Origin of the sequence: Anaerolinea thermolimosa (assembly GCF_001050195.2) — a bacterium.
In the GTDB taxonomy this organism is placed as follows: domain Bacteria; phylum Chloroflexota; class Anaerolineae; order Anaerolineales; family Anaerolineaceae; genus Anaerolinea; species Anaerolinea thermolimosa.
In genome coordinates this window covers 1357605-1378147 of the sequence record NZ_DF967965.1, presented here as the reverse complement: position 1 = coordinate 1378147, position 20543 = coordinate 1357605, and the positions used below count along the sequence as shown (strand labels likewise).

The 20543-nt window shown below is 51.9% G+C and carries 18 protein-coding genes and 1 pseudogene; 4 read left to right on the top strand and 15 right to left on the bottom strand.

Annotated features, from left to right (window positions below; translation table 11 throughout):
* Nucleotides 1–26: 26 nt before the first annotated feature.
* A complete protein-coding gene (locus ATHL_RS06225; protein WP_062190922.1) occupies nt 27–1577 on the bottom strand; it encodes a response regulator in 1551 nt (516 codons plus the stop codon).
* Between the two features lie 205 nt (nt 1578–1782).
* On the bottom strand, nt 1783–4284 hold the full coding sequence (locus ATHL_RS06220; RefSeq protein WP_062190919.1) for a GH116 family glycosyl-hydrolase: 2502 nt from the start codon (nt 4282–4284) through the stop codon (nt 1783–1785).
* 348 nt (nt 4285–4632) lie between these two features.
* On the opposite strand from ATHL_RS06220, the gene ATHL_RS06215 reads away from it, so the two are divergent.
* Entirely contained in the window at nt 4633–5709 is a 1077-nt protein-coding gene (locus ATHL_RS06215) for a tyrosine-type recombinase/integrase (protein ID WP_062190916.1), read from the top strand.
* A 76-nt stretch (nt 5710–5785) separates the two neighbouring features.
* Here the strand turns inward: ATHL_RS06215 and ATHL_RS06210 are convergent, their stop codons facing one another.
* The 4 genes from ATHL_RS06210 to ATHL_RS06195 all read right to left on the bottom strand — a co-directional run bounded on the left by ATHL_RS06210 (nt 5786) and on the right by ATHL_RS06195 (nt 8244).
* Nucleotides 5786–6022 (bottom strand): SHOCT domain-containing protein, encoded by a 237-nt coding sequence (locus tag ATHL_RS06210; protein WP_201797944.1) that lies wholly within the window; start codon nt 6020–6022, stop codon nt 5786–5788.
* A 13-nt stretch (nt 6023–6035) separates the two neighbouring features.
* Nucleotides 6036–6248, bottom strand: a complete 213-nt coding sequence (locus ATHL_RS06205) for an SHOCT domain-containing protein (protein WP_201797943.1) — start codon at nt 6246–6248, stop codon at nt 6036–6038.
* Nucleotides 6249–6372: 124 nt separating this feature from the next.
* A complete protein-coding gene (locus ATHL_RS06200; protein ID WP_062190909.1) occupies nt 6373–7551 on the bottom strand; it encodes a sensor histidine kinase in 1179 nt (392 codons plus the stop codon).
* Nucleotides 7552–7560: 9 nt separating this feature from the next.
* Complete coding sequence (locus tag ATHL_RS06195; protein WP_062190906.1) at nt 7561–8244, bottom strand: response regulator transcription factor; 684 nt, start codon at nt 8242–8244, stop codon at nt 7561–7563.
* Nucleotides 8245–8341: 97 nt separating this feature from the next.
* Between ATHL_RS06195 and ATHL_RS06190 the strand changes: the two genes are divergently transcribed.
* Complete coding sequence (locus ATHL_RS06190; RefSeq protein WP_084001221.1) at nt 8342–8557, top strand: sugar-binding domain-containing protein; 216 nt, start codon at nt 8342–8344, stop codon at nt 8555–8557.
* Between the two features lie 173 nt (nt 8558–8730).
* On the opposite strand, the gene ATHL_RS06185 is transcribed toward ATHL_RS06190, so the two are convergent.
* From ATHL_RS06185 to ATHL_RS06160, 6 genes are all read right to left on the bottom strand, one after another.
* On the bottom strand, nt 8731–9705 hold the full coding sequence (locus tag ATHL_RS06185; protein ID WP_062190903.1) for an ABC transporter ATP-binding protein: 975 nt from the start codon (nt 9703–9705) through the stop codon (nt 8731–8733).
* On the bottom strand, nt 9689–10705 hold the full coding sequence (locus ATHL_RS06180) for an ABC transporter ATP-binding protein (protein WP_062190901.1): 1017 nt from the start codon (nt 10703–10705) through the stop codon (nt 9689–9691). Before ATHL_RS06180 ends, ATHL_RS06185 begins: the two co-directional genes overlap by 17 nt.
* A gap of 8 nt (nt 10706–10713) precedes the next feature.
* On the bottom strand, nt 10714–11568 hold the full coding sequence (locus tag ATHL_RS06175; RefSeq protein ID WP_062190899.1) for an ABC transporter permease: 855 nt from the start codon (nt 11566–11568) through the stop codon (nt 10714–10716).
* Between the two features lie 12 nt (nt 11569–11580).
* Entirely contained in the window at nt 11581–12588 is a 1008-nt protein-coding gene (locus tag ATHL_RS06170; protein WP_062190897.1) for an ABC transporter permease, read from the bottom strand.
* A 155-nt stretch (nt 12589–12743) separates the two neighbouring features.
* Nucleotides 12744–14765, bottom strand: a complete 2022-nt coding sequence (locus tag ATHL_RS06165) for an ABC transporter substrate-binding protein (protein WP_084001220.1) — start codon at nt 14763–14765, stop codon at nt 12744–12746.
* 179 nt (nt 14766–14944) lie between these two features.
* A complete protein-coding gene (locus ATHL_RS06160) occupies nt 14945–15985 on the bottom strand; it encodes a LacI family DNA-binding transcriptional regulator (protein WP_062190894.1) in 1041 nt (346 codons plus the stop codon).
* Between the two features lie 136 nt (nt 15986–16121).
* Between ATHL_RS06160 and ATHL_RS19255 the strand changes: the two are divergent.
* Both ATHL_RS19255 and ATHL_RS06150 read left to right on the top strand, forming a co-directional pair.
* Nucleotides 16122–16913 (top strand): annotated as a pseudogene (locus tag ATHL_RS19255) (glycoside hydrolase family 3 protein); the annotation flags it as partial.
* An 86-nt stretch (nt 16914–16999) separates the two neighbouring features.
* Nucleotides 17000–18949, top strand: a complete 1950-nt coding sequence (locus ATHL_RS06150) for a glycoside hydrolase family 3 C-terminal domain-containing protein (RefSeq protein ID WP_084001219.1) — start codon at nt 17000–17002, stop codon at nt 18947–18949.
* 83 nt (nt 18950–19032) lie between these two features.
* Here ATHL_RS06150 and ATHL_RS06145 read toward each other — a convergent pair whose 3' ends face one another.
* The 3 genes from ATHL_RS06145 to ATHL_RS06140 all read right to left on the bottom strand — a co-directional run bounded on the left by ATHL_RS06145 (nt 19033) and on the right by ATHL_RS06140 (nt 20495).
* Nucleotides 19033–19629: an alpha/beta hydrolase gene (locus tag ATHL_RS06145; protein WP_201797942.1), complete on the bottom strand. Its 597-nt coding sequence runs from the start codon at nt 19627–19629 to the stop codon at nt 19033–19035.
* 9 nt (nt 19630–19638) lie between these two features.
* Nucleotides 19639–19797, bottom strand: coding sequence for a hypothetical protein (locus ATHL_RS19125; protein ID WP_201797941.1), 159 nt, complete (start codon nt 19795–19797; stop codon nt 19639–19641).
* A 245-nt stretch (nt 19798–20042) separates the two neighbouring features.
* On the bottom strand, nt 20043–20495 hold the full coding sequence (locus tag ATHL_RS06140; protein ID WP_162787616.1) for a DUF4982 domain-containing protein: 453 nt from the start codon (nt 20493–20495) through the stop codon (nt 20043–20045).
* Nucleotides 20496–20543 lie beyond the last annotated feature (48 nt).

Below are 20543 nucleotides of genomic sequence, written 5' to 3'. Positions count from 1 at the left end.
TTGATTTGAGGTTGTTTGTAAACAGCTCAGGTTTTCGTACGGTACTGTTGCGGTGTGAGGCCGGTTTTTTTGCGGAAGATGAGGCTGAAGTAATGAGGATCGTTGTACCCAACCTGGCAGGCAACCTCTGAGCATTTACAGTGCGACATGCGTAGCAGTTTTTTAGCCTGTTCGATGCGCAACTGTGTGAGATAGTCTTTAAATGTACTGCCGGTTTCTTCACTGAATACCACAGAAAAGTGGTTGGGGCTAAAATGAACGTGCGCTGCAACCTCGGCGAGAGATAAATTGGGATCGGTGTAGTGGGCTGCGATGTAGGCTCTGGCCGCCTGGATTATGGAAGAGCGATCGGTTTTAGCCAGGCTGTCACGAAATGCGAAGGCGGTTTCGGCCAGCTTCTGGAGCCGATTTTTAAACTGATCGGGCGTTGCAGGAGATATCGATTCTCCCGTAGTAAGGATAGAGTCAGATAACTGCCCCACATTCCCCCCAAGTTCACTTAGGAACTTGGCTGTAGCCAGCGTGGCATCTATAAGAAGGTAATGGAGCATCAGGCCAGAAGGAGTAGGGGGCTCGATCAAAGGACGGTAAACAGCATCAAAGAATGCGTCAAGCTCTTCAATATTTCCATGCTGAAGAAACTGGAAGAGTTGAGAAGGATCGGCTTTCTTAATCTCTTCAGCTGGAGGTGCAGCCGGGCCACTTTCGGCCAGCATCCAGGCCTGGGCAAAAGAATGGTACAGGTCGCCCAGACGGCGCTGGGGTGAACCCGCACCAAGCGCAACACTGCAATCGGTAGATTTTTCAATCTCCTCTCGCACCAGTTCGGCCAGAAAAGCGCTTTCCTGTTCGATTTGCTCCATGCTTTCGGCTTTAAAAAGGAAAACAAACTGCCCCGGTCCCACCCTGGTGAGTAAAACCCAGGGATTGCCGCCGATCACCCCGTTGATGATATTTTCTACCTGTTGAGCTGTTTCGTAAGGGAGGGGGCGAGAGCTGGCGGAGAGATGTACCGAGAGAACGTAGACCTGGTAGCATGGTGCCATGAGGTTAAGCCCCAGCTCTTGCCCCTGTTCGATGGCCGAAACGGCGCTCTCTCCACCTGTCAGCAGACGCAGGAGAAATTTTTCGCGCTGGAGCTGCAGGGTATCCTGCACCTGGCGGCTGAGCTGCTTGAGGTGGGCACGTTCCACCTTTTCCTGATCGAGGATGAAGGCCATCCGGGCAAGGATGGTTTGCAGGTCTTGTACACTGACCGGCTTTAGGACGTATTCGCTGACTCCCAGTTTAATCGCGCTTTGAGCGTATTGAAAATCGTTGTAGCCGCTGATGATAATGATCTTCATCCATGCCCAATGCTGGCGTATGATGCGGCACAACTGGAGGCCGTCCATGAAGGGCATTTTAATGTCAGTGATCAGCACATCGGGCTGGATAATTTCGATCTGCGGTAGGGCGACCTCGCCATCGGAAGCTTCACCACACAATTCAAATCCCACCGAATGCCAGTCGACATTGTCGCGAATGCCTTCTCGGGTAGTTACTTCATCTTCAACGAGAAAGACTTTATAAGACACGGCAGAAACTTTCGGGTCGAACCAGGGGTGTGTAGTTTCATTTTAGCATATTTCTTTACTGTAGTTGGTAGATATAATAGATCGATTTGTATTACACAAAAAAGCCTGGCTATGTGCCTAACTACACACGGTTCGGAATTTCTTCAGCAAGACGCAGGACGCAATAGGTGCAGACCGGATCATATCTACGCAAAACACAATCCTCTTAAGAACCAACTCTCACCAGTTCAATCTCACTCAAATCCCCGTAGAGTACTTCTACTTGCTCTTCTATCTGCCCCTGGGAATTAACGAACCGGCTATAAACACCCCAGCCTGTTCCGGCAGAGAAGAAACAACGAAAGTGGTTGGCAAAGATGCGTGGAGCAAAGGAAATCTTCCGGCGGGGAAGATCACACTGAAAGCCAGAAAGCGCCACCAGTACCCCGTAGCTGGCCAGTGAGCGCATGTAATGATGTCCGCACTCAATTTCATCCCACGGGTTGCGTTTGATACCATCGTAGCGGTCGCGTACAGCCTTCACCAGTGTCAGCCCTTCACGCAGATAACCTTCATAGATCAGATGGGTAGCTACCTGATATTCAATGCCGCTCCAGACTTCATCAGAGTAAGGGAATGGCAGACGAGGGCGTTCTCCATTCGGCCATGTACACAAAAGCAGGCCTTTCTCATTATTGAGGGCATAGGTGCGCTGGGTATTATGGTGATCTGAGAAATCAGTCACAAAGTTGTGGTCAAAAATTGCCCGGACAGCCTTCTTCACATGTTCCTCTGGGAGAACATAACCCAGGCCCGTTAAATGGGCAAGAGTCTGACCGAAAAGCTGGTCAGCCAGGCAACCAGCACCATACTGGTAACGGAACTGGTTCACGTCATCCAATTTCTGAATGTAATAGTCGCCTCCCCAGAGGAGGTCATCCATGCGCCGGGAACCCACTTCAAAGGCGGCGCGGTAACGTGCGGCCTGGTCTGTCTCGCCCAGGTATTCGGCCATCTCAGCGCCAGCCAGCAAGGCGGCATAGAAGAGGGAGTTAATCATCGAAGTGGGGCCCTGAAAAGCAATATCATAGGTATTGAAAAGGTCCGTGTCGAGCACAAGATCTCCATCACGGTCCCACACTTCAAAGGCAAAATCTAATGCCTTGCAGGCTGGTAGCCACAGCGATCGAAGAAAATCGTCATCTCCCGAAAGCTTCCATTCGCGATAAAGACGCACAATCGTCCCAAGCTGGCCATCTGCGGCGGGCATGTGCTTCTGACCTTCCATGCCGAAGAGCTTATAACTGCGAAAGTTCATCTTGCCAGAGGGTTCAGTTTCTGTGGCAAATTCTACCCGGCGCATGGAGCGTTCCAGTTCGGGGAAAAGATAGGCTACGGTTTGCGCATAGTTAAGGACGTGGGTACAGTTACCCTCACAGCACCCCTCTTCATCGAAGCACCCTTCCCAGGCCATAAGTGTACCGTCTTCCAGCCTGAAACAGGTTGGGCTGCGTAAAACAGTGATATTGGAAGCCACTGCGTCCAAAACATAAGAGGGTAGGGTAGAATTGAAAAAGGCATCCCTGAATAGTCGGCTGGTGCCTTCCAGACGCTCCAGGTTGGTCATGGTGTAATGGGCAACGTTCCAGGCATCGCTAAAGCGAGTGGCATAATACTGCCGGATGAAAGGGATTTCATCACAAGAACAATTCTCTCCACCGCAAGCACAGGTGGCTACCTTCTCTCCGCGGGCACGGGCTTCGCGGTACATTTGAACACTCCAAGAGTTCACCCGGTAAGGGAAATACCAGCTAATCTGAAATTCAAACACCGTTTCTTCGTGAGGAGGCACCTCGTGGTAAATAGCCAGGGAACCCACCTTATCCGGAAAGGTTGCGGGAGCGTCTTTTTGAGTGTAGTGCGCTTCACGCTCCAGGCAGCCATCCTGGCGGAAATCATCCCAGAAATCTTGCAGACCATCCCACCAGCCACCATTAAGCCAGGCACGTTTGTGTGAGACAGAGGTATCGCGGGTGGTAAGCGCCATGGTGCCGTAATAGCGGTGCCCCGGATGAAGATTCTTTGGCCTGAAAAATAGCCCGCGGATCAACCCATCGTCGCGGTATTCGTTGACTACTTCGTCGGCCATTTTTACAGCTTTCCAGGTGTGGTGTTCATATCCCTGGAATGTCGAGAAATTACATAGTGAGCCAGCTACCGAGATCGATAGCGAGTGATCGGTGATATTTTTCACCCGGTAACGCAGGATACCCGTGGGAATACCCGAGTCATCCGCGTTGAGGGGAATGAACGGGTTGAAGGCCTCAAGCGTGACGGTCACCGGAAGGGTTGGGTCACTCAGCTCAACAGTAACAAAAGGATATTCCGCTTTGAGCCGGGAATGCCCGAAGCGCGGCAACCCCCCGACTTCGTAATCTACAAATCCGTGTGAGCGGCGGAAGGGTGGGCGGATCTGACTTTCGAGCACCCGGGCAACAGGCTGGTGCTCTGGTGAGCATATCCAGATGGCAAAAAAGGTGTTGGGCAGGAGATTGCCTTTGGCTGGAGTACCAAACAGTTCCCAGTCGCGCAATTCGCCGCGTGCACCGATGGAAAAGTTTCCCGTGCCAATACCCCCAATAAGGAAGGCCGCCTCGCTACAGGAGGCATCGTACCAGCGCTGGGAAGATATATCAAAGAGGACTTCATCGGGAAAGACTTGGGCCATTGTTCTCTGCTCTTGTTAGATGGGGGTTTTCTCAATCATTCATTATAGAATAAATTATGTATTCTGGTGACAGGCCAAGAGAGGTCAGAAGGAACCTTGGGTTGGTTGAAAGCCGATAAATAGCCCAAGATAAGATCAATTATATTGGGCTTGTATTACTGCCAGACTTGAGCTATACTTCTTTAAACAAGCGTCTTTTTTATATCTTTTCTTAACCATATTCATTATTCATTCTATTGTTTTAGTTGAAATAAGAGCGAACATTCCTGAAATATTGATGTTTCTTGAACCAATCTTGCCTGGGAGAGTCCCCTCCCCCACCCCACCCGAGAACGGTTGTTCTAATATATGATCACTCTTCAGCAAGCAATGGAACGCTTTCTATCGGTGAAAAATGCCAGCCCACGTACCCTGGCCTCATATCGCAATGGCCTAAACGCTTTCTTCGATACCTTGCGCCTCGGGAGAACGCTTTCCGATGGTTCTCATGTCTCTCTTGACCCAGCCACAGCCGAAACTGCCGACCTGGATGAAGACTGGGTAGCTACCTTTATTGCCAATCTGCAGGACTTTAGCCCGGCCACCCAGAACCTCTATCTTGCAGCAGTCAAGGGTTTCTATCGCTTTCTTCTTGCCGAACGCCTTGCGTCTCCTCATATTCCACGTATTGAACAATGGATTGCCGAACGTGCCCGAAAAGCACCCCGCCGCCGACCACAGTTTCCCCGGGAGGAAATCGAGCAACTCATCGCCTACGCCGAGTCCCTTTCCACCATTCCCGTGGACACTATCGGTGCCTCTCTAAAAAGTGAAGCTGCCCGTCACGCTGCCCAACAACGCGCTCGCTTGCGACATTTACGCGATCGTGCGCTGATCCTCCTCCTGGCTGATACCGGGTTGCGCGTATCTGAAGCCTGTTCACTCACACTTGAGGATGTTAACTTCTTCGAAGGACACGTACATGTGTTGGGTAAAGGAAACAAAGATGACCTGGTACGTGTTTCTCAACGTGCTTTGAACGCTATCCGTGATTACCTCAATGCGCGCCAGGCGGCTATATCATCTACCCCGGCGCGCCGGGGACGCCCCCTTTCTGCCGGGCATCACACCCCCTTATTCGTACGTCATGATCGGGCCGCCAGAGCAGCTTCCCCTTCCCCACTCGACCCTTCCTCAGCGTGGGACATTGTCCGTGAACGCGCTGCCGAAGCTCTCGGACAGGAAGCCGCTCGGCGTATTCATCCTCATTCCTTCCGGCATTATTTTGTTACTATCGTGCTGCTGGCTACCAATAACATTGAAAAAGCCCGCCGCCTGGCACGTCATCGCAGCATCACTACCACCCAGCTCTACGCCGAAGTCGACCCGGAACTCGACCAGGACTACCACGAAATCTTTAATAAACGACCGGATAGGAAAGCGTAGTGTAGAATGAAAAACGCGTCACCCTTGCCCGGTCAACGAAGCCGGACCAGTGCTTCCTCGCAGATTAACCTCATGATCATCCCTGAGGGAATAATTCCTGAAGCTCCTTCCGCATCTGCTGGTACTGCTCGCGGGTAAGTTCACCCCGGGCGTACCGCTGTTCAAGAATCTCAAGCGCCGAGGTTGGCGTATGAGCGTGGTTGTTCCTTCCTGATGAGCCCGACTGGAAAAGCAGCCGCACCACTAATACCGCCAGACCAATCAGAAGCAGCCAGAACAATGCCATACCTCCAAGCATTCCAAACCCCATCATGGCAGCCTCCTGTTTAATGATTCAAGTCTGACAGGATTTGCTGATACTCTTCTCGGCTGATCTCTCCCCGGGCGTACCGGAGCTGAGCAATCTCTTTAGCCGAAAGCGCACCCTGGCCAGATGAACCAGCAGGCAAATGTGGTCCGCTCACCCGACGAACCGTCCACACTACCAGAAACACCACCCCCAAAATCACAACCAGGGTGAAAACCAAATTCAGGACCATTCCGATCCAACCAAAACCAGTATTCCATCCGCCAAAACCAAAGAGACACATACGCATCTTCCCTTTCCGGTTACAAATCCTTTTTATTTTCAAGGCAAGCATACCAGGGAAGAATCAAGAAACTTTAAAGGCTATGTAAAGTTTTTGTAAATGGGCTATTCAGATTTATTGGAAGGGTAAAATGAAATGTGCTACCCCGGCCTTCGCCTTTGCTCTCGGCCCAGATGCGCCCTTCATGCGCCTTGACCAGTGCCTGGGCAATGGTTAAACCGATACCGCTTCCGCCGCTGGTACGTGTTCTGGAAGGATCAGCACGGTAAAACCGATTAAAAATGAACGGAAGATGTTGCGGGGCAATGCCAATACCCGTATCAGCAACTGAAACATGGATTTCGGACTTATCTCGGAAAGCATACACCTGTACTTTACCGCCAGCAGGAGTGTATTGCAGGGCGTTTCCTACCAGGTTTGTTAAAACCTGCAGGATGCGGTCCGGGTCTACCTTTATCTCGGGAAGCCCGGCTTCTACCCGGGTTTCCAGTACCACCCCTTTTTCCTCAAACTGTCGTTCGAAGTGTCTTCTCACTGTTTCGACCAGGTTATTTATGGAGACCGGTCTTGGATTAAGTTTGAAAGCCCCCGCCTCCACACGGCTGAGTTCCTGCAGGTCATCCACCAGGCGCTGAAGCCGCTCAATTTCCCCATGCATTAACTGGTAAGTTTCTGGCCCCGCCGGAAATACCCCGTCCATCATTCCCTCGATATACCCCCTGACCGCCGCCAGAGGGGTACGGAGCTCGTGAGTGACATCACCAATCAACTGCCGGCGCATGGTTTCGGTTTTTTTCAGCTTCTCGGCCATCTGGTTAAAGCTCAGGGCCAGCTGGTCCAGTTCATCCAGCTGACCAAGTTGTCCTCCGCCTGACAGGTTCAGCCTTTCATGAAATTCTCCGTCAGCAATACGCTGGCTGAGACGCATCATCTTCTGGATTGGGATAACTACCTGCCGGCTGATAAAGAAGCTGGCCAGCACAGCAGCCGCCAGTGCGGCAAAAGTTGCCAGTGTGAGCGCTTCTCTCACCGACGCGGTGTAGTTTGTAAACAATTCCGTCTGTGTTAGGCGCCCATTTCCCATCATTCCCCCACCCGACATCATTGCCCCCATCCTTGCCATGTGCCTCTCAAAAGCCACCGGTGCCGACCAGCGGATGGCAGTGGCCAGAACTACCACCCCTACCAGAACGACCACCACATACGAAAGAAAAACCTTCCACGCGAGACGCGAACGTAAAAAACGGATCATCCCGGTCACCTACCTGTCTTCAAAACGGTACCCCACCCCACGAACGGTTTCAATAAGGTGGTCGTCCCCCAGCTTCTGCCGAAGATGGCTGATATGCACATCTACCACCCGTGTGTCACCATAAAAATCGTACCCCCAAACCTTCTCCAGCAGTTGTTCACGGCTCAACACCATGCCATGGTGCTGAGCCAGCGTTAACAGCAAATCAAATTCAATCGCTGTAAGCTCGACCTGTCTCTCACCCATCCACACGCGGCGTGAAGCTGTATCAATTTGGAGATGGGGGAACCTGAGTATCACGGGCTCCTCTGTCGGGGTAGTCGGGCTCTGGACTCTTCTCAGGGCTGCCTTAATGCGAGCAACCAGCTCGCGCGGGCTAAAGGGCTTGGTGAGGTAATCATCGGCCCCCACAGTGAGCCCCACAATCTTATCGGTCTCTTCGGAGCGGGCTGTGAGCAGGATGACATACACGTTTGATTCTCGTCTCAGCCTGGCCAGAAGTTCGATACCATCCATACCGGGCAGCATTACATCCAGGATAATCACATCTGGTTTAAAGGAACGGGCTGCCGCGAGACCTGATGGACCGTCCATAACCGATTGATATTCATACCCTTCCGCCTTTAAATATGCCGTAATCACATTGTGGATTGAAGGCTCATCGTCAATCACGAGAATCTTAGGTGCAGGCACTTTCCACTCCTTACTGAGAGCATTTCCTTGCCTATTGTACCCGGAAAACTTTCCTTCCTTTACTCAACCGTTTGCGAGAAGCCATTGAACCTTACCGATTTACGATATCCAGGGTAAGCCAGTCGATAGCTCTCTCGACCATCGTGTTATTTCAATGCAGTTGGAGCAATTGCGTCGTACTGAGCGTTCGGTAGGCATTGCAGGCGGGCCCCGCAAGTACCAGGGCATTCTGGGAGCACTTAACGGCCGTTGGATCAATGTGCTTATCACCGACCGTGCCACCGCCGAAAAACTGGTGCATGGTGAGAACTAACCACAGAGTCCTCAATTTTGCTTGGGAATCCTCTCCAGGCAAAAGAACTCCTTCTGGCCTGTCATCATCCGCACTAAAAAAACGCCCTGGAGTTCTGAAGGCTCCAGGGCGGTTTTTTTAGATAGCCTTTCGTTTTCCTTTAGTTGGAATGCGAAAGGGTACAGACAGAGCTTTCAGGAAGGCGATGTCTCCCCACTGCCCTCGTAAAGATGGCACTTTACAAGCACATCTCCCACAAAGAGATCGCGCGGAACCTCTCTCCTGCAACGTTCCATTACCATGGGGCAGCGCCCAGCAAATTTACACCCCTCCCGCAGGTATTCATCGTGTTCCAACTCTGCAAGCGTTACTGTATCGGACCAGGTTTGCCGGGGATCGGCCTGTGGAATCGATTCGCGCAAAAGGCGGGTGTACGGATGACGGGGATTCATCAGCACCTGCTCAACCGTTCCCATCTCAACGATATTCCCACGGAACATGATCGCAATTCGGTCGCTGACGTAATAGGCTGTAGCCAGGTCGTGGGTGATATAGAGCACACTCACCCCCAGTTCATCCCGTAGCTTTTTAAACAGGTTGACGATAGCCATGCGCAGCGAGGCATCCACCATAGACACCGGTTCATCCGCAATGATCAGTTTCGGGTTGGTCATTAATGCCCGTGCGATGGAGATACGCTGTAACTGTCCACCGGAGAACTCGTTGGGGTATTTTCCGGCGAACTCGCCATATGTGAGTCCTACAGAGCGCAATTTTTGGTCGATCAATTCAATAGCATCTGTCTTGGACTCTGCCAGCCGGTAATTTTTGACCGTTTCAAAGAAATAGGAGTCCACCGTGCGCAAAGGGTTAAACGTACTGAACGGATCCTGGAAAATGGCCTGTACACCCTCCGTAATCCATACCTTCTCCTTTCTCGTTTGTGGCTTACCACTGTGTAAAATGGTGCCAGAGGTGGCCTCTTCAAACCCCAGAACAATCTTCGCGGTAGTGGTTTTACCACAGCCACTTTCGCCAGCCAGGGTGAAAATTTCGGCTTGGTCCATATAGAAGCTGATACGGTCAACAGCGGTGATCAGGATTCTGGCGATCAGACTGCCCAGGGCATATTGTTTGGTAAGGTCTTTAACCTCAAGAAGCTTTTCCATGTTCACCCTCCCCAATCAGCCAGCATGCAACACGGTGTTTTTCATCCGGGTAGGAGAAACCTGGCATGCTTTCTCGGCAAATATCCTTTGTATATGGGCATCGCGGGTGGAAAGGGCACCCTCTGGGCAAATCGGCCAGAGAGGGTGGGCTGCCGGGCACGCTTTCACGCATCATCTTATCGCCAAACTTGGGTAACGAATTGATTAAAAACTGGGTGTAAGGATGCAGAGGATTGTCAAAAATTTGGATCGTAGTACCTTCTTCCACAATTTTCCCTGCATACATGATCCCGATTCTATGGGCAACATTGGCGTGTACACCCATATCATGGGTTACCAGTATAATCGTGTTTTGCAATTTCCTCTGAATCTCCTTTAACATCTGAATAACCCCGCGCTGCACTACCACATCCAGGGCTGTGGTGGGCTCATCACCGATCATGATGCGAGGGCTGAGCAGCGCCGAGAGGGCAATGGTCACTCGCTGACGCATACCGCCGGATAACTGATGCGGATACGCATTCAGGATATTTTTAGGGAGACCAAGTTCTACAATCTGCTTTTGAGCAAGCTCCATGGTCTCCTTTCGGGATTGTTCCGGCACGTGACTGGCGATGAAATCCTGATAACTCTCTTTGATTTTGAGAACCGGGTTCAGAACGCTCATCGACCCTTGTGGGATGTACGATATATATTCCAGGCGAAGCCTGCGTTTCTCCTCAGGGCTGAGCGAAGTCACTTCCACTTCTTCCCAGTTGACCCGATAATAGATTTTTCCGCCTATCAATCGCAGAGGGGGTTCAATGACATTGAATAGCGCTTTTAGTAAAGTAGTTTTGCCGCACCCGCTCTCGCCGGCAATTCCATAAATCTCGTTCTCTTTGATCGCCAGGTCTACCTCATTGACCGCCTTAACGATTTTTTGCGTGCCGTGCATATCCAGCACGTAGAACGCCTTCAAATTCTCAGTGCGCAGAATGGTTTCAGTCTGTATCTCCATGGCTCCCCCTATGATGCTCCAACCCGTTGAATGCGGGTACGCGGATCGAGATATTCACTGATACTGACAGACATCCAGTACAGAGCAATGAACAGGAAGAGCGACAACACGACCGGCGTTAAAATCCACCACCAGCGACCTAACAGGATAGACTGGTAAAACAGCGCCCAGTTCAACATCGTCCCCAGAGTGGGAACATTCAGGTTCACTAACCCCAGAATAGCCAGAGTAATTTCAAGGCCAATCGCCCAGGCAATGTTGTTAATCAAAGTAGAAAAGATCAAAGGCATGGCAAAAGGCATGTACTCATTCAACACCAGTTTCACCGTTCCTGTACCAGAAAGGATGGCAGTTTTCGTAAAATCTCGCTCTCGGAGGCTTAAGATCATCGAGCGGATCACCCGCGCATCCCATGCCCATCCAAAGAACGAGAGCATCAATCCTAAAATTACCAGATTCATATACTGCCGCACCAGCATAGCCAGCATGACCATGATCAGGAAAAGAGGGATCACCAGCAGGCTATCTCCAACGAACATCAACACCCGGTCTACCATCCCTCCCTGATACCCGGCGATCATGCCTACCAGGATAGCTATCACTCTGGAAACCAGTCCGGCGATGAGTGAGATGATCAACGAATTGCGCACAGCGAAAGTGGCCTGCCAGAAGATATCCTGCCCGTTGGAATCGGTACCGAGCCAGTGTTCAGCCGAGGGCTTTAGATCCTTGGGTACCACATTCCACAGGGTTGGGTCGTATGGTGAGAAGATGGAGAGAATGGCCATAACCACAATAATGACCAGCACTCCGAAACTAAAAGCAAAGCGATAATCTCTAAAAAGGTCTCGAAGGGTTTTCACGGCTCTGACCTCCTACTTGTATCGGACCCGTGGATCGAACAATGGATACGTCAGGTCAACGATCAGGATCGCTGTAGTAATGGCGATGATCGAAAAAAGGGTGATTCCCATGATCAGGTTGTAGTCACCGTTGACAATGGCACGGTAAAGCAACATGCCCAGGCCCGGGTACCCATAAACAATTTCAGTGATCAGCGCCCCACTGAAAATTTGCCCGATGGAAAGCGCAAGGCCAGTGATTTGCGGTAAAACGGCATTTCGAATGACATACTTGCCAACAATGCGATCCTCGGTGACTCCCCCCATCTTGGCATACTGGACAAAATTCTCCGCATTCACATTCTGCACGATTAACTTCATTGTCTGGAAGGTAACCGCTCCTCCTAGAACACACAGCGACAGAGCTGGCAAAAACGAATGCCAGAGAACGTCCTTGATATAGGCCCAGGTGAAAGTAGGCACCGCCCCAAGAGAAGCCCCACCGGTAATGGGGAACCAGCGAACCACGTATGCAAAAAGCAAGAGCAATGCAAAAGCAAAGATGTAATATGGCAAGGGGCGCACTACCATGGCGATGGCGTCCAGAATACGAGACCAGCTTTTCCGTGAATAGTACCCTGCCAGCCCGCCAATAATATTACCCACAATCCACGAAATCGCCGTGGTGGTGAGTAAAAGGCCCAGCGTCCATGGCATGGCCACAGCAATTAGCTGGTTCACACGAGCAGGGAATTGAAAGAATGACACGCCCAGGTCACCACGGAATAGTCTGCCCCAGAACGCCCAGTACTGATCAAGCCACGATCCCTCCAGGCCATATAACTGCGTCAGGTCGCGGATGATTCCATCCATAGCACCTGGTTCCAGGGTGGAACCGCGCCCCCGTAGTTCTCCGATCACTCGCATAATTGGGTCATTGGGGGTGAGCCTTGGGATAAGAAAAACCACGGTTATACCCAGCCAGATTACCAGAAAATATTGGATCAAACGGGGAATGAGATATCGTTTTACAAATGCCACGGCCTTACCCTCATTAAGAAGAAAAGTTTGAGGAATTCAACCTTGTGTTCTCTCACAGTATACCCCTATTACCTCAGAATAAACCTGCGATCTCCTGGGCGGGTTGTCCGCCCAGGAGAATCGTAGAAAGGTTCTAGGTCAAACCTGCCAGATCGCTACGCGCCGGTTGGCTTCAGGAAGGGGGTCGTATACTTGAAGTTTGGCCAGTGAGTATAGGGTTCATTGTAGGGATTTTCGCTGCCGGGCCAGTTGGTCCAGTAGTATTCATCCCAGCCCACGAACCCGATATACCCGTATGTAGGAATGCCGGGCATATTCTTGACAGCTTCCTTGAGGCCTTCGGTGCCAATGGCAATAACGGCTTCGGTGTCGAAGGGGTCGGTCTCGCGTAGTTTCTTGATGATCGCGTCCATCTCCGGGCTGGACCAGCGCGAGTAAATTCCCTGAGTCCGTTCCCCAACAGGCCGCTTGTAAGCTGAATTCCAGCGGTCGAGCACACGGTAAAGGTCGGGGCCTGCACCCCATGGCTCCTGTGCCGGCCAGGCACCACTCACATCAAAGTCTCCAGTGGCTCCAAGGCCATCGCCGTTCTCGGTGGTGTACATCTCGGCGTCAATGCCAAACTTCTTCCACTGCTGAACTGCCGCCGCCGCGTTGCGTGCATCGTGGTTCGAAAGCACCGTGCCACACATGAAGGAGATCTTCCAGGGCGTACCATCGGGCTTAAGCCATTTTCCGTCCTTATCTTTCTTGAATCCGTTCTTCTCCAGCAATTTAGTAGCCACATCGGGGGCATACTTGTACCAGCCAAGCCCGAAAGCTTTTTCGATGAAGGCCGGATCGTCCGGGAAGACATATCCTCGGCTTCGGGCGTAGGCCGCCACGCGCTTGGGGGCTTCTGGGTCGTAGGGTGCAAAGGTCTCGCCATTTCCGATGTCAATAGTGAAGGATTTCAGCCAGTCCTGCATGGGGCGGATGTAATCCTCTGGGTACGGGCCAAGATGCGGGATGTGCACCGGACTCAATGTACCCGAAGAATCGACTGCAATGCTCGTGTATTCCACAATGTCGATGGCTAACAGCAGCGCCCAGCGGACATCCACATTATCGAAGGGCGGGCGAGCAGTGTTGAAGAGAATACCCGTGATGCATGGGTCATTGTTGACCACAAACGGGAATGTCGGCTGGTAGGCACGGGAGGTCTTCGACTGCGCCAACAGAGCTTTGAGACCATCAGCTGAAAGCTCAGCCACATCCAGTTGGTGAGTCAGTTGAGCCAGAATTTGCGCACCCTCATCGGCAAAGTACTGATAGATAACGTACTTGGGTTTGGGCTCGCCGTACATGATACCGGTAGGACTTTTATCCCAGTCCTCACGTTTTTCCCACGCCGTCCAGCTTCCTTGAGGATCATAGCTATGAAGTTTGTATGGGCCGCACCCTACATAGGGGTTGAACGGGAACTGCACAGGATCGTCTACTTTCTCAAAAATATGCTTTGGGAAGAAGCGAGTGCAACCCCAGCGATCGAGGAAGGTAGTATGGAAGCGGGAGTTTGGCTGTTTCAGCTTGAACTCGACTGTATAATCATCGACTGCGGTCACGCTTTCCACGTTATCCACAAAGAAGGAGTGGGCATTGAAGCCCTCGTATTTCATTATGGTTTCTACGGTGTAGACCACATCGGCCGCAGTGAAAGGTTCTCCATCTGACCAGTTAACTCCCTGGCGCAGTTTAACGGTCAGGCCGGTGAAATCAGAAGTGTAAGTTGGGTCTCCATCGGCCACACCGGGGATAATCTTGCCTGTAGCAAAATCTACCGACCAGAAGGGCTCATCGGCCAGATTCTGCATGCCACGATCCTGCCACTTCCAGCCCACCCACTGGTTGAAGTTATCGGGAGTGCCCACGCGCCCGGTAAGAATGCGTGCAATGAGAGTCTCGCGGCGGGGGAAGGTACCCAACACATCAGCCACGGCCTCTGGGGGTTTCGTCGGAGCTGGCGTGGCGGTGACCACTTCCACTTTGGGCGTACCCTGAACCTCGACAATGCGGGTGACTTCAACAGGCTTCTCAACAACCTGGGTGGCGGATGGCGCGCAGGAGGCAAGAACTGCTCCTGCAGTCCCTGCACCCACCATCTTCAGAAACTTTCGGCGGTCAAAGTTTTTTTTCATTTCCTTCTCTCCCAAATCAACAGAAAGGATGACAAACGATCGGGTTCAATACATGAACGTTATACAGAAAATAACCAGGCCTTGTTCCGTTCCACCTCCTTCCTTCTCAACAAGCACCTCAGCACACTCTCTCACCGGCAGAATGGGCACAAAGAAGACTCTCAGAGAGCTTCTAGCCTCTAAATGGATAACTGAGTAACTTTTTCAGTTGGTAAAGTACAGGATTCCCGCACAATCAGCTGGGTTTGAAATACTCGCAAATTCTCCGATAAAAGTTCTTCGTCCACCAGTTTCACGATCATCTCAGTGGCGACAAACCCCATCTCTTCGATAAACTGGTCTACCGTAGTCAGCGCAGGCACCATGAGCGCCGATTCACGAAGGTTATCAAACCCGACGACCGACAAATCTTCAGGAATTCGTAATCCCATCTCTTTAGCAACCTGGTAAACGCCGAGCGCAGTCATGTCGTTGGCTGCAAAGATAGCCGTTGGGCGGTCGGGCAGCGAGAGCAGCTTTCGGGCACAGCAGATGGCTGTATCAGTGTTGTAATCACCAATGGCCACCAGGTTTTCGTCAAAGGGGATACCTGCAGCTGCCAGGCCGTCTTTATATCCCTGCAAACGCTGGTGAGCACTAATTAGGTTCAACCTGCCAGTGATGTGCCCAATTCGCCGATGCCCAAGCCCGGTCAGAAAATTCATGGCAGCCAGAGAACCTTCACGGTTAGTCGCAATGACGGCTGGATAATCGGGGGTTTCAGTATTGGGGTCAATAATAACCACCGGTGCATGTGTGGCAAAGTCAGTCGCGGTAGGTGTAACAACAATCAACCCATCAGTAATTCCCCCATTGAGCAAAGAAACATAAGAACGCTCATTTTGAGCAATATTCTCTTTGGGCCAGTTACCACTCGTGTAAATAATGAGGTTCTTTTCTAAACGGGAAATGGCCCGATTAACCCCCAGCATAATGTGCTGACAATAAGGGCTGGCCACGTCGGGCATTACCAGCCCAATCACATTGGTGCGACGGCTACGCATACCGCGCGCCGCCAGGCTGGAGGCATACCCCAATTCATGAACGATGCTCCGTATTTTCTGAACGGTTTCTTCCGAAACATCATCCTTATGGTTCAGAACGCGGGATACGGTTGAGACCGAAACACCGGCGGCTCTGGCAACATCGCGGATCGTAATTTTCTTCGAGTTTCGTTTCATGTTTTTGGGGATAACGTTTCCGGTATTGGTACCGGAAACGTTATAGTCATTATTGCAAAAATTCACTATAATGTCAATAACTAAGTTACACCCAATTTTTTGATCCTGCTTTGTTTCTTTTTCGGAGGGATGCCGTATGAGTGCTAAAGCCAAGTATCATGGCCCTGCGTTTGGCGGGCTGGAAATCCCCGAGCCATTGAGCGATGCCCAGATCGATGCACGATCTCGCGAACTCCTGGGGCAGCTCACCCTCGAGGAAAAAATCAAAATGATGTCAGGCGATTTGCCTTTCTGGGTGGGCATGGCCGATATGCTCGGCGGTGGTTATGCTGACCATCCCTGGGTGGCCGGGGCAATTCCACGTCTGGGCATTCCCGGTGTGCGTTTTGTGGACGGCCCACGCGGGGTTATTCTTGACGGCGCTACCACCTTCCCGGTCTCTATGGCGCGGGGGGCAACCTTTGACCCGGAACTGGAAGAACGCATTGGAGATGTCATCGGGCGCGAACTGCGTGCCATGGGGGGAAACTTCTTTGGCGGTGTATGCATTAATCTCCTACGTCATCCAGCCTGGGGACGCGCTCAGGAAACCTATGGTGAAGATCCCATCCATCTGGGTGAATTTGGGGCAGCTCTGGCCCGTGGCGTACAGAGGCACGTGATGGCTTGTGCAAAGCATTACGCGCTTAATTCCATGGAAAACGCCCGTTTCACCGTGGATGTGAGGATCGAACCCCGCCCCCTGCATGAAATTTACCTGCGACACTTTAAACGCGTGGTCGAAGAGGGGGTCGCCTCTATCATGAGCGCCTACAACAGTGTCAATGGGGAATATTGTGGACAGAATTACACTCTGCTCACCGAAATCCTCAAGCAACAGTGGGGCTTCCAGGGCTTTGTAATGACCGACTTCATATTCGGCATGCGCGATTCCAAAAAGGCTGCCCTCGCCGGGCAAGATGTAGAAATGCCTTTTGACATGATTCACCGGCAACACGTCTGGGCATTCCCGGTGTGCGTTTTGTGGACGGCCCACGCGGGGTTATTCTTGACGGCGCTACCACCTTCCCGGTCTCTATGGCGCGGGGGGCAACCTTTGACCCGGAACTGGAAGAACGCATTGGAGATGTCATCGGGCGCGAACTGCGTGCCATGGGGGGAAACTTCTTTGGCGGTGTATGCATTAATCTCCTACGTCATCCAGCCTGGGGACGCGCTCAGGAAACCTATGGTGAAGATCCCATCCATCTGGGTGAATTTGGGGCAGCTCTGGCCCGTGGCGTACAGAGGCACGTGATGGCTTGTGCAAAGCATTACGCGCTTAATTCCATGGAAAACGCCCGTTTCACCGTGGATGTGAGGATCGAACCCCGCCCCCTGCATGAAATTTACCTGCGACACTTTAAACGCGTGGTCGAAGAGGGGGTCGCCTCTATCATGAGCGCCTACAACAGTGTCAATGGGGAATATTGTGGACAGAATTACACTCTGCTCACCGAAATCCTCAAGCAACAGTGGGGCTTCCAGGGCTTTGTAATGACCGACTTCATATTCGGCATGCGCGATTCCAAAAAGGCTGCCCTCGCCGGGCAAGATGTAGAAATGCCTTTTGACATGATTCACCGGCAACACCTCAGACGTCTGGTGGAGGAGGGTGAGGTACCACTGGAGCGCATCGAAGACGCAGCATTTCGCGTACTCCGCCAGCAGGTGCGTTTTGCCCAGGGGCGCGACCCCAAAGCCTACACCCTGGACGTGGTAGGATGTGAAGCTCACCGCAAGATTGCCCGCGAAGCTGCCGAAAAGTCCATTGTCCTGCTCAAGAATGACGGCGGGCTTCTACCCCTGAAAGGGGTAAAGAAGTTGGCTGTAATTGGTAAATTAGCCGCCACCCCCAACACCGGAGATGGAGGGTCTTCCAACACCCGGCCAGAATACGTCATCACCCCGCTCGAGGGCTTACAGGAAGCCCTGCATGGGCAGGCAGAAATCCTGTATGCTGATGGCACTGATCCGAACGAAGCCACACGCCTTGCTGGTGAAGCCGACGCGGTTGTGATGGTATTGGGTTACACCAGCCAGGACGAAGGTGAGTTCGTCTCGCCCGATTCGATGGCCGAACTTGCGAAAAACTTTCCCCCACCCACCCCTGAAGAGCTACCCATTGCCCAAAAATTAATGGCCAGCATGACCGCCACCAATAGCGTGCCCAACGCTATGCCCCCTGGTGGAGACCGCCGATTATTAACCCTCCACCCAGAAGACGAGGAACTGATTCGCGTGGTAGCGGGTGCGAACCGGCGGGTTGTGGTAGCCATGATGGGTGGCAGTGCTATCATCACCGAAAACTGGCGCCATCATGTCCCTGCCATCCTCATGCTCTGGTATCCGGGTATGGAAGGTGGGCACGCCTTTGCCGACATTCTACTTGGCAAGATTAACCCCAGTGGTAAGCTCCCTTGCGTTTTCCCCAGACGCCCCGAAGACCTGCCGTATTACGATATTAACGCCCGCACTATCACCTACGATCTCTGGCACGGTTACCGAAAGCTGGAACGCGACGGGGTTATGCCGGCCTTCCCGTTTGGATTTGGTCTCAGCTATACAACCTTCAGCCTGTCTAACTTGAAACTGAATGAAACCGCTCTTAGCACCCAGAGCACTCTCCAATGCACCCTGGACGTAACCAACACCGGCTCCCTGCCCGGTGCCACCGTGGTGCAATTCTATGTGGCAGTTCCCGGCTCGCGAGTAGAGCGTGCCCCCAAAGAATTAAAGGCTTTCAAACGGGTAGAACTTCAACCCGGACAGACGCAAACCGTGCGTGTGGCCATCCCGGCGAGAGACCTCGCCTATTATGACCCTCACTCCGGTTGGACGGTAGAACCCGCTACCTATCGGTTGATTGTCGGCCAGCACTCACTGGACCAACAGGCTCTACAGGCTGAATTCAACATCCACTAGTCTCTTCGTAAAAGGTGCATAAAACGGTAGGTCTCTGCAATTACCATGCAGAGACCTACCGTAGAAACATCCTTATCAAACCATCACGTTGAGGGCATCTCGTGTTCAACAGCAAACCCGCCAAAGAGATTCTCTAACCAGACGGCACATAGTTCCACCCATCGTGCAACCCCTGCATGGACCAGTTCCTTAAACCCGCTCGAGGTGTGCGGCTTTGCCAGAGAAAGCCCATGAGCACCATCCTGGAAAATATGCAACTCAAAGGGTACACCAGCCTGATCGAGCGCCTCGGCAAACTTGAGCGAGTGGTTCACCGGTACTACAGAATCATTAGCAGTAGTAAAGATAAATGTCGGTGGGGTTTGGGAATCTACGTGCTTTTCCAGGGAAGGGATAGAAACAGCCAGAATGTGAGAAAGGCTGTCAAGAATTACAGGGTAACCTAAGATAAGCGCATTTGGGCATACACGTCCCATCGTTCCAAGTGCCGCAGCAAGATGCCCACCTGCCGAAAAACCACAGACAGCGATCTTATCAGGGCGAACACCCCACGGCCCCGCATTGGCGCGGATACACTCTAGCGCTTCCTCTGCATCTCGAAGAGGAGCAGGGAAGGCTGCATTTTCTTTGATCGAATAACGCAACACGAAGGCATGGTACCCCTGAGCCAGAAAAGCCATTGCAACCGGCTAGGCTTCCCGGTCTGAGCACATGAAGTACCCACCCCCGGGAAAAACTAATACCGCAGGCCGTACTTTGGTATTGGGCATTTCTGGTGAAGTATCGAGCAAATAGGTAGTAAGCGTAACATTGGGGTTACTCTTCAGAGTAATTGTTTCGGTTTTCATGAGTTTACTCCTTATACAAACTGCTTTTCATCTGTGATCTTAATCTCTTTTACCACAGGTTCTGAACCACCGCCATTGACATGCATCCTCAACTTTTCAGCCAGCCCTGCTTTAACCGCTAAAAAACCGCTAAAAGAGCCTTCCCATAATACGTGGTGTAACTTCTGCTATTGAAACGCTCCTCAGTGCAAGGGTTAGCACTGCCAAAACCCAGAAGTTCCCCCCTCTACTCTCACCGAAGGTTCTCAGTTGTCGTTGCTTTCTACTACGCAGTTTTTTATGATGAGGTGGACTTCTTGGATTTGGGATTCTTCAGGGATAATGGCTATGCGCAATATGCCCGTAGCAAAGTTCACCTCACTTTCACCCAGGGAATATCTGTTTCGGTCATAAGCCACAGCTCTGAGCGTACCGGTAATATACCGCGTCTTTCTTGAAGACGGTTTTAAAGCCCTGATCCGCTTTTTCCCCAGAGATTTTCCATTGAGAAACAGCTCCACAGCATAGGCATCAGCATAAACCTCGATCTCAGCTCGGTTTCCCTCACAATGTTTCCAGGCCCAGCCTACTAAAGCGTTCGTGCCCCACCAGATAGCCCCGGTCACACGCCTGCCAGGATGGTTAACAGTCCGCACACTAATGACGGGCTTTTTCTCAAGTCCCCAGACTATTGTGGCATACCGTGCTGTCACATCCACATACATTCCTCAGAATGTCCACTGCGCCACAACCTGCGATCAGGTACG

Coding starts and splice junctions, on each gene's coding strand:
- ATHL_RS06185 (WP_062190903.1), bottom strand. CDS start 9,705: ATGGAAAAGCTTCTTGAGGTTAAAGACCTTACCAAACAATATGCCCTG.
- ATHL_RS06165 (WP_084001220.1), bottom strand. CDS start 14,765: ATGAAAAAAAACTTTGACCGCCGAAAGTTTCTGAAGATGGTGGGTGCA.
- ATHL_RS06210 (WP_201797944.1), bottom strand. CDS start 6,022: ATGATGGGGTTTGGAATGCTTGGAGGTATGGCATTGTTCTGGCTGCTT.
- ATHL_RS06145 (WP_201797942.1), bottom strand. CDS start 19,629: ATGGCTTTTCTGGCTCAGGGGTACCATGCCTTCGTGTTGCGTTATTCG.
- ATHL_RS06160 (WP_062190894.1), bottom strand. CDS start 15,985: ATGAAACGAAACTCGAAGAAAATTACGATCCGCGATGTTGCCAGAGCC.
- ATHL_RS19125 (WP_201797941.1), bottom strand. CDS start 19,797: ATGAAAACCGAAACAATTACTCTGAAGAGTAACCCCAATGTTACGCTT.
- ATHL_RS06220 (WP_062190919.1), bottom strand. CDS start 4,284: ATGGCCCAAGTCTTTCCCGATGAAGTCCTCTTTGATATATCTTCCCAG.
- ATHL_RS06205 (WP_201797943.1), bottom strand. CDS start 6,248: ATGGTCCTGAATTTGGTTTTCACCCTGGTTGTGATTTTGGGGGTGGTG.
- ATHL_RS06180 (WP_062190901.1), bottom strand. CDS start 10,705: ATGGAGATACAGACTGAAACCATTCTGCGCACTGAGAATTTGAAGGCG.
- ATHL_RS06215 (WP_062190916.1), top strand. CDS start 4,633: ATGATCACTCTTCAGCAAGCAATGGAACGCTTTCTATCGGTGAAAAAT.
- ATHL_RS06200 (WP_062190909.1), bottom strand. CDS start 7,551: ATGATCCGTTTTTTACGTTCGCGTCTCGCGTGGAAGGTTTTTCTTTCG.